At 68.6% G+C, this 9,379-nt stretch carries 7 protein-coding genes; 2 read left to right on the top strand and 5 right to left on the bottom strand.

The features are described from left to right. Positions 1–2,307: DNA mismatch repair protein MutS (gene mutS, locus Q7T84_RS18285; RefSeq protein ID WP_304811732.1), on the bottom strand; the 2,307-nt coding region annotated here is incomplete at its 3' end. Positions 2,308–2,418: 111 nt separating this feature from the next. Between mutS and Q7T84_RS18280 the strand changes: the two genes are divergently transcribed. Next, positions 2,419–2,949 carry a GNAT family N-acetyltransferase gene (locus Q7T84_RS18280; RefSeq protein ID WP_304811730.1) on the top strand — a complete coding sequence of 177 codons (531 nt, stop codon included), beginning with the start codon at positions 2,419–2,421 and terminating at the stop codon, positions 2,947–2,949. 14 nt (positions 2,950–2,963) lie between these two features. Here Q7T84_RS18280 and Q7T84_RS18275 read toward each other — a convergent pair whose 3' ends face one another. Continuing rightward, entirely contained in the window at positions 2,964–4,856 is a 1,893-nt protein-coding gene (locus Q7T84_RS18275; RefSeq protein ID WP_304811728.1) for an alpha/beta hydrolase, read from the bottom strand. A 66-nt stretch (positions 4,857–4,922) separates the two neighbouring features. Continuing rightward, positions 4,923–5,531, bottom strand: a complete 609-nt coding sequence (locus Q7T84_RS18270; RefSeq protein WP_304811725.1) for a TetR/AcrR family transcriptional regulator — start codon at positions 5,529–5,531, stop codon at positions 4,923–4,925. Positions 5,532–5,633: 102 nt separating this feature from the next. On the opposite strand from Q7T84_RS18270, the gene Q7T84_RS18265 reads away from it, so the two are divergent. Beyond that, positions 5,634–6,716, top strand: coding sequence for an MBL fold metallo-hydrolase (locus tag Q7T84_RS18265; protein WP_304811723.1), 1,083 nt, complete (start codon positions 5,634–5,636; stop codon positions 6,714–6,716). Between the two features lie 5 nt (positions 6,717–6,721). On the opposite strand, the gene dnaJ is transcribed toward Q7T84_RS18265, so the two are convergent. Continuing rightward, positions 6,722–7,876: a molecular chaperone DnaJ gene (gene dnaJ, locus Q7T84_RS18260; RefSeq protein WP_304811720.1), complete on the bottom strand. Its 1,155-nt coding sequence runs from the start codon at positions 7,874–7,876 to the stop codon at positions 6,722–6,724. Positions 7,877–8,041: 165 nt separating this feature from the next. Next, a partial coding sequence (dnaK, locus tag Q7T84_RS18255) for a molecular chaperone DnaK (protein ID WP_304811718.1) occupies positions 8,042–9,379 on the bottom strand: 1,338 nt, incomplete at its 5' end.

The following is a 9,379-nucleotide window of genomic DNA, read 5'->3' as shown; positions in this document are numbered from 1 at the left end:
CAGCTCGTGATAGTGGGTGGCGAACAGGCCCCGGCAGCGGTTGGTCTCGTGCAGGGCCTCGGCGCAGGCCCAGGCGATGGCCAGGCCGTCATAGGTGGCCGTGCCCCGGCCGATCTCGTCGAGGATCACCAGCGAGCGCGGCGTCGCCTGGGTCAGGATGGCGGCGGTCTCGACCATCTCGGCCATGAAGGTTGAGCGGCCGCGCGCCAGGTCATCGCCCGCCCCGACCCGGCTGAACAGCCGGTCCACGACGCCAAGCCGCAAGCTCTTGGCGGGCACGTAGCAGCCGGCCTGGGCCAGCACCGCCAGCAGGGCGTTCTGGCGCAGGAAGGTCGACTTACCCGCCATGTTCGGACCGGTGACGATGGAAAGCCTGGCGCCCGCGACACCGGCCCCGTCGAGGCGGCAGTCATTGGGCGTGAAGGGATTGCCGGCCCGCTTGACCGCGGCCTCGACCACCGGGTGCCGCGCGGCCTCGGCCTCGAAGGCGGTCGAGCGATCCACCACCGGCCGGCTGGCGCCGACATCGTCCGACCATTCGGCCAAGCCCGCGGCGACATCGAGCCGCGAAGCGCCCTCGGCGGCGGCCTGGATGGCGGCGGCCACGCCGATCGCCGCCTCGCGCCAAGCCTCGAAGGTGGCGACCTCCATGGCCAGGGCCCGCTCGGCCGCCTGGGCGATGCGGGCGTCCAGTTCGGCGAGCTCCACGGTGGTGAAGCGGACCTGGTTGGCCAGGGTCTGGCGGTGAATGAAGGTCGCGTTCAGCGGGGGGCTCATCAGCGGTTCAGCCGCCTTGGCCGAGGTCTCGACGAAATAGCCCAGCACCGCATTGTGCTTGATCTTCAGCGCCACGCCGCTCTCGGCCACCAGCCGCGCCTCAAGCTGCAAGATCACCTTGCGGCTGTCGTCACGCAAGGCGCGGGCCTGGTCCAGCTCGACACGGACGCCGGCGGCGACATAGCCGCCGTCGCGAGCCTGGGCCGGCAGGTCCTGGCCAAGCCCCTCGGCCAGCAGGCGGCGGAATTCGGCCAGGTTCGGATCGTTGAGCGGATGCAGGCCCGCCAAGGCGCCCGCGATCTCGCCAGGCGCCGGCGGGTCGAGCGGCGCGGGATGCGAGAACAACTGCGAGATCACCTCGCCGCCGGCCAGGCCGTCGCGCAGGCAACCAAGATCGCGCGGACCGCCGCGACCTAGCGCCAGGCGCGAGAGGGCGCGCGCCATGTCGCCCATGCCGCGCAGGGTCTCGCGCAGCTTTTGGCGCAGGGGACGGCGCTCGCAGAACCACTCCACGGCGTCGAGCCGCGCGTCGATGGCGGCCGGGTCAAGCAGCGGGCGGGCCAGCCGCGCCGAGAGCAGCCGCGCGCCTGGCGCGGTGATCGTGCGGTCGATGGCGCCCAGCAGCGAGCCGTCGCGTCCGCCCGAGGTGCTCTTCTCGATCTCCAGGCTCGTGCGGGTGGCTGGATCGATCGACATGACGTCGGCCTCGCCCGCACGGCGCGGCGCGGTCAGGGCCGGCAGGCGTCCGGCCTGGGTGGTCTCCAGGTGCGCGGCGATCAAGCCCAACGCGGAAATCTCGGCTCCTGTGAGTTCGCCAAAGCCGTCGAGGGTCTCGACGCCGTAGAGCCGCTTCAGCCGCGCCTCCGAGGCCGAGGGTTCGGCCAGGGCCGAGGCCATCGGCTGGATCAATCCGCCGGCGCTCTTGAAGATCTCGGTCAGGGTCTCGTCGGCGAACAACCGGTCGGGGACCAGGGTCTCGGAGGGACCGAGCGCCGCCAGGGCCGAGGCCAGGCCGTCGCGCGACAGCGCCATGCACTCCACCTCGCCGGTGGACAGCTCCACGCTAGCCACCGCGGCGGCGCCCGCCCGCACGGCCACGGCGGCCAGGCGATTGGAGCCGCGAGCGTCCAGCAGGCCGTCCTCGGTCAGGGTGCCCGGCGTCACCACGCGCACGACGTCGCGTCGCACCACCGACTTGGACCCGCGCTTGCGGGCCTCGGCCGGGTCTTCCATCTGCTCGCAAAGCGCGACCTTGAAGCCCGCCCGGACCAGCTTGGCCAGATAGGCCTCGGCCGCGTGGACCGGCACGCCGCACATCGGGATCGGGGCGCCGCCGTGATTGCCGCGCGCGGTCAGGGTGATGCTCAGCGCCGCGGCGGCCTTCTCGGCGTCCTCGAAGAACAGCTCGTAGAAATCTCCCATGCGGAAGAACACCAACGCGTCGGGCTGGCGGGACTTGGCCTCGAAGAATTGGGCCATGACCGGCGTAGCGCCGGCGGAATCGGGAAGCGTGGGAGATGGGGCGTTCATGGGTGGGGCGAAGCTAGCGGCGCCCGCGCTCGGCGTCAGCCCCCATTGGAGCCGCAGCCCCTTGAACCAAGCCGTCCGACTCCCAAGCTGTGGTCAAGTCAGGAGCGCGATTTGCAGCACGTCATCTTCCCCGCCGGACCTGGCGACGCCGAGGATCTCGCACGCGTGCATATCCAGTCGTGGCGCGAGACCTATCAGGGGCTGCTGCCCGACACCTTCCTCGCCCGGATGTCGGTTCCGGTCTATGCGCGCCGCTTCGCCGCCAGCCTGATCGGTCCCGGCGAGCGGGAGGCGACCCTGGTCGCCGCCGACCGCGATGGTCTGGTCGGCTACGCCGCCGGCGGCCCCTCGCGCTCGAAGCGACCCGGTGAGGCCGAAGTCACCACCCTCTATGTGCTTCGCGCCGCCCAGGGCCATGGCCTCGGACGCCGGCTGCTGATCGACATCGCCCGCGTGTTCGCCGCAGGCGACGCCACCTGCTTGATGCTGTCGGTGCTGCGCGACAACATCCCGGCGCGCGGTTTCTACGAACACCTTGGCGGCCAGGCCGAAGCCCCGCGCCGCGAGCCAGGTCCCGGCGGCGTCACCTATGAAGTCAGCTACCGCTGGCCCGATATCCGGGCTTTGACCGAGCGGGGGTAGCCCCTGAGACGCCCCTAATAGGTCTCGCGCACGCCCAGCGCCTTGGGAGTCGGCACGGTGGCCGCGCCCTTGCTGCGCTTCAGCACCCAGTCGGTCAGGGTTGCGGCCACGGCCGAATTGCCCGGATCGCCTGGCGTTCCCTTGCCCGGCGTCGAGTCATCAACCGAGACGAAATCGGTGTGGAAGTAGAGCTTGGCGTTGATCTTCGGATCGAAGGCGGTGATCGCGCGGGCGGCCTCGGTCTGGTGCGTTCCGGTCTTATTGACCTCGGTGAAGTCGGTGACGCCCGGGAACGGGTTGGTCATGCCGGCCTGCGGGCTCTGACGCGCCACATAGACGGGCACGCCGGCGATCGCGGTCTTGTCGACATCCAGCTTCACGCCGTCGCGGTCGAGCTTCAGGGTCTTGTAGCGGCCGACGAACCCAGCGTCGAAATCCCAGCGCTCGGACGGATACCAGTTCGAGGCGATCATGTTGGAGGCGTCGATAGTGCGCGCGCCGCTGTCCTTGAAGCTCGCCTTCACCGGCTTGATGTTGGAGCGAGCCGGCGCATAGGCCTGGCTGGCCATCCAGAGCTTGGCCTTGCCGGCGTCTAGCGGCGCGGCGCCGTTTCCGCCCCCCTCCACCCAGCCATAGACCTTGGCCGGATCGACCATCGCCGCCGAGGGCACGCACTTGGAGGCCGCCATGCCGGGGCGCGGCGGGCCCATCATCGGCGGGGCGGGGGTCTTGTCGCACTGATCCTCGGTCCCAGGCAGCGGCTTGAAGTCGAGATAGCCCAGACCTTCGCCCAGGAACTGCAACACCGGCATCTGCACCCCGCCGCCAGGGACCGGGTCGGTGTCGAAACTGCTCCCGGCCCGAGCGAGCCAAGTCATCCGCGCCGCCTTCAGGAAATCATCGCCGGGATTCGGCCGGGCCGCGGAGGCGGTGCGCAGCGGGAAGATCGCCTCGGCCTGGGGATCGACGAAGGCGTAGTAGATTCCGGTCACCGACTGGCTGGCCGCCGCCATGGGCCCGGCGATCGCGCCGAGCATGCCGCTCGCGCCCGTATAGACGTCGGCCTTGCCCGAGCGCAGGTCTGCGACCCGCTTGAAGTAGGCGCTAAGCTCAGCCTCGGTCGGGGCCGGGGCGGTCCCCGCCGACGGTCCGCCGTCGAGGAAGATCAGGCCCGAAAGTTTCTCCGCGCCCCGCTTGCCGTCGGCCTGCAGCCGCCCCGCATAGTTGGAGACGAAGCCGCCGCCCTGGCTGTGGCCGGCCAGGAAGATATTCTTGTTTCCGGTCTTCTCGCCGATCAGCTTGATCATGGCGTCGACGTCGCCCGCATAGGCCTGGAAGTCCCAGTCAGCCATGAAGGCCGCGTCGCCTTGGGTGAGCGGCGCCCACTTGCCGGCGCCAGACCCGGTGACCTTGGCCGGTTCGCCGGGCCGCGATGAGGGGACCAAGGCGGCCGCGCCTAGATAGTGGTCGAGCGCGATCTTCGGATCCTTCTTCACCCGCGCCTCGCGCAGGCCTTCGGTCTCGGCGAGATTCGCGCCGCGTCGCTGCAACACCCAAACCTCGATGCGGCAGGGCCTGCCCTCGCAGGTCTGGCCTTGGGCGCGGTGGACAAGCTGGCTGCCAAGATAGAGCCAATGGGCCGGGGTCGACGCAAAGCCTGGCAGGCCCACGATCACCGCATTGGCCGGCTTCGGGGTCTCGCCGTCGCCGGCGCTGCGCAACCGCAGGAAGGTGGCGGTGTTCAAGCCGGCCGGCGTGCCCGGCGCCGCGTAACCTGGAACCTGCAGGTATTCGCCGACCACGTCGGGGTAGCCGGGCACGAGGGACTTCGACAGGTCGGCCGCGTGGGCCTGGGCCGACAGCAGCGCCAAGGCCGCCCCCGCCAGCATGCTGGTCTTCAAACCCATGACGTCCTCCCGCATTTGTCTCGCGGGAGCTTAGCCGTCAGGCCACGCGGCCTGGCAAGCGCTTTTTCAAGGTTTCGGTATGCTGGCGATCAAGGCCTGCGCCATTCGCCGCATCACCCGCTCGGCCGTCTCGCGCGACAGCCCCTGGTCATCACGCAGCCGCCGCCAGGCGTCGAAGCTGAGCATCAGGTCCAGCGCCTCGGCCAAATCGGCGTCATCAGGCAGCAGCCCCTCAAGATGGCCGAGCAGCAGGGCGCGCTGAGCGACGATGAAGAGCCTGTGGGTTTCCTGCAGGTCCGAGGATCGCGCCCGGTGCATGTCGGCGAAGGCCTTGGGACGCGCCATCTCCTCGAAAAGCTGGGCCCGGCGCCCCACCAGCAGATCCAGCCGCTCCGTCAGGCTGCCGGTCACCGGCTCGGCCAGGATCGGCGCCAGCCGCTCGGCCATGGTCCGCTGAAGACCGCGATAGAGCCCCTCGACATCGCTGAACAGGCGAAAGACCGTCCGCACCCCGACGCCGGCCTTGGCCGCCACGGCCTCGGCCGAGGGCTGGGTTTCGCCGGCCTGCAACAGGTCGATCATGGCTTCGAGTATCCGCGCGCGGCTGGCGGCGGTGCGAGCGCGGCGGCCATCGACGGGCGGGGCGAACAGTTCGGTGTCCAGGCTGACGGTCATCTGCTCCTGGATAACCCGAGGCGCTGGCCAGCGCGATGCAATTTGACGCCGAGCGCAATATTATGGCACACGTCATGCCAATAGATTCGACGGGAGGATGCTATGGCGACCAATCGGACGCGGCGTTTGGCTTGGCTTGCGGGCGGGATAAGCCTCGCGGCCATCCTCGGCGGCCTCTATCTGGCCCGGGGAGAGATCGCCTTGGCGCTCACCAGCCGCGGCGCCGACAAGGCGATGGGCGCCAACCTCACCCAAGACCTGCCGGACGGCCTGCACGCGGCGGTCTGTGGATCGGGCTCGCCGCTGGCCGACACCAGCCGGGCGGGTCCCTGTCTGGCCGTGGTCGCCGGCCAGCGCGTCTTCGTCGTCGACGCCGGGGAAGGATCGGCGGAAGTCCTCAATCGCATGGGGCTGTCGCCCGGCCTGGTGAAGGCGGTGTTCCTGACCCACTTCCACTCCGACCACATCGACGGGCTGGGCGCCCTGGCCATGCAGCGATGGGTGAGCGGCGCGGCCCACGCGCCGCTGCCCCTGCACGGTCCGCCCGGCGTGGAGAGCATAGCCGCGGGCTTCAACGAGGCCTATCGACAGGACTCGACCTACCGGGTGGCCCACCACGGCGCCAAGACGGTTCCGCCGGAAGGCTTTGGGCTATCGGCGCAGCCCTTCGCGCAGCCCGGTCCCGATGGAAAGGTCGTGTTCGAGGACGGCGGCGTGAAGGTCACCGCCTTCGCGGTCGATCACAGCCCGGTCCATCCGGCGCTCGGCTACCGCTTCGACTACAAGGGCCGCAGCCTGGTGATCTCGGGTGATACGGCGAAGAACCCCGCGGTCGAACGGAACGCGCGCGGCGCCGACCTGCTGGTGCATGAGGCGCTCTCGCCACGGCTGATCGCGATATTGGAGCGGGCCGCCCAAAGGGCGGATCGGCCGAATGTCGCCAAGCTTATGGCCGACATCCCCGACTATCACGCCACCCCGCAGGAGGCCGCGCAGACGGCGCAGGCTGCGAAGGTCGGGGCGCTGATGTTGACCCACATAGTCCCGCCGCTACGAATGCGGGCGCTGGAAGGACCATTCCTGGGCGACTCCCGCCGCCGTTTCGATGGACCGCTATGGATCGCCCGCGACGGCGACGTCGTGTCCCTGCCGGCCGGCGGCAAGGACATCGACCTGAAGCGCTAAGCGCTCTAGGCGCCGGTCACGTCTTCCCAGAACCGTTTGGCCTTGCCGAGAAAGTTGGCCGACTTCGGGTGCTGCTGTTCGCTGCAAATCTCGGAAAACTCGCGCATCAGTTCCTTCTGGCGCGCGGTCAGCTTGGTCGGGGTCTCGACGAACAGTTCGACCACCAGGTCGCCGCGCTCACGCGAACGCAGGGACGGCATGCCGCGGCCCTTCAGGCGAACCGTGCGGCCGGTCTGGGCGCCTTCCGGCACCTTGACCTCGATCTTGCAGGCGCCGTCGCAATTCTCGCCGCCCATCAGGCAGGGCGCCTCGATCTCACCGCCCAGGGCCGCGACCCCCATCGGCACCGGTACGGTGCAGAGCAGGTCCAGGCCTTCGCGGTCGAAGAGTTCGTGAGGCGTCACCGACAGGAAGATGTAGAGGTCGCCGCGCGGACCGCCGCGCGCGCCCGCGTCGCCCTCGCCGGCCAACCGGATCCGGGCGCCGTCGTCGACGCCGGCCGGGATGCGGACCTGGAGCGTGCGCTCCTTGCGCAATTGGCCGTGGCCACGGCATTCCTGGCAGGGGTCCAGCACCAGCCGGCCCGAACCGCCGCAGCGCGGGCAGGCCCGCTCAATGGAGAAGAAGCCCTGGCTGGCGCGCACGCGTCCGGCGCCGCCGCAGCTGCCGCAGACCGTCGGGCTGGTGCCAGGCTTGGCCCCCGAACCCTCGCAGCTTTCGCAATTGATAGAGGCCGGGACCGTGATCTCCACCTCGGAGCCGGCGAAAGCCTGCTCCAGCGTGATCTCGAGATCATAGCGCAGGTCCTGACCACGGGCCGGACCGCTGCGCTGACGGCCGCGACCGCCGAACATGTCGCCAAAGACGTCGCCGAACACCTCGCTGAAGATGTCGTTCACGTCGTGGAACTGGCCGTTTCCGCCACCGCCGCCGCCCGAACCGTTCACGCCCGCATGACCGAACCGGTCATAGGCCGCGCGCTTCTGGGCGTCGGAGAGGATCGAATAGGCCTCGTTGATTTCCTTGAACCGTCCCTCGGCTTCCTCGCAACCGCCATTGCGGTCAGGATGATGCTCCATGGCCAGCTTTCGATAGGAAGCTTTCAACACGCCGTCGTCGGCGGTCCGCTCCACACCGAGGATCTCGTAATAATCCCGCATGCTATGTTCAGGCGTTCAAAATTGATCTGAGTATTGAGGTGGGATGATCCCCGCCCGACTGCAAGTCTTGAGCCGGTTGTAGCCAGGCGGAGATTTCCATTTCGGTCGCGCCGCCCATGGCGGCCTTCTCGCAAGAGTTGCCAGAGACCGCCATCGGGCGAAACGTCACGCCGATTTCTTCTTGTCGTCGTCGTCGTCGCCGACTTCCTCGAACTCAGCATCGACCACGTCGTCGTCCGCGCCGGCCGCTTCCGGCTGATCGTCGGTTCCGCCTTGCTGAGCGGCGTACATCGCCTCTCCAAGCTTCATCGAAGCCTGGATCAGCGCCTGGGTCTTGGTGGAGATCGCGTCGGGATCTTCACCCTCCAGGGCGGTCTTCAGATCGGCCAGGCCGGTGACGATCGCGTCCTTGTCGGCGCCGGCGACCTTGTCACCATGCTCGGCCAGGGCCTTCTCGGTCGAGTGAACGATAGCTTCGCCCTGGTTCTTGGCTTCAACCAGCGCCTTGCGCTTTTCGTCGTCGGCTTTGTTGGCCTCGGCTTCCTGCACCATCTTATCGATGTCGGCGTCGGACAGGCCGCCATTGGCTTGGATGCGGATCGACTGCTCCTTGGCCGTGGCCTTATCGCGCGCCGAGACGTTGACGATGCCGTTGGCGTCGATGTCGAAGGTGACCTCGACCTGCGGCACGCCGCGCGGGGCCGGCGGAATGCCGACCAGGTCGAACTGACCCAGCATCTTGTTGTCGTGGGCCATCGGGCGCTCGCCCTGGAACACGCGGATGGTCACGGCCGACTGGTTGTCGTCAGCGGTCGAGAAGGTCTGCGAACGCTTGGTCGGGATCGTGGTGTTGCGTTCGATCAGCGGGGTGAACACGCCGCCCAGGGTTTCGATGCCCAGGGTCAGAGGCGTGACGTCCAGCAGCAGCACGTCCTTGACGTCGCCTTGCAGAACGCCGGCCTGCACCGCGGCGCCCAGCGCCACGACTTCGTCCGGGTTCACGCCCTTGTGGGGCTCACGGCAGAAGAACTCCTTCACCGTATCCACGACCTTGGGCATGCGGGTCATGCCGCCGACCAGGATCACTTCGTCGATGTCGGACTTCTTCAGGCCCGCATCCTTCAGCGCCTGCTCGCAGGGACCGACGGTGCGGGTGATCAGATCCTCGACCAGGGCTTCCAGCTTGGCGCGGGAAAGCTTGATGTTGAGGTGCAGCGGACCCGACGCGTTCATCGAGATGAAGGGCAGGTTCACTTCGTACTGCGGAACCGACGAGAGTTCCTTCTTGGCCTTCTCGCCTTCTTCCTTCAGCCGCTGAAGCGCCAGCTTGTCTTTCCGCAGATCGACGCTGGTCTCCTTCTTGAACTCATCGGCGAGGTACTCGACGATGCGCATGTCGAAGTCTTCACCGCCGAGGAAGGTGTCGCCGTTGGTGGCCTTCACCTCGAAGACGCCGTCGCCGATCTCCAGGATCGAGACGTCGAAGGTGCCGCCGCCCAGGTC

Origin of the sequence: Phenylobacterium sp. (genome assembly GCF_030654915.1) — a bacterium.
Lineage (GTDB): Bacteria > Pseudomonadota > Alphaproteobacteria > Caulobacterales > Caulobacteraceae > Phenylobacterium.
The sequence above is the reverse complement of the archived record's forward strand: the minus strand, read 5'-3'. Positions and strand labels throughout refer to the sequence as shown.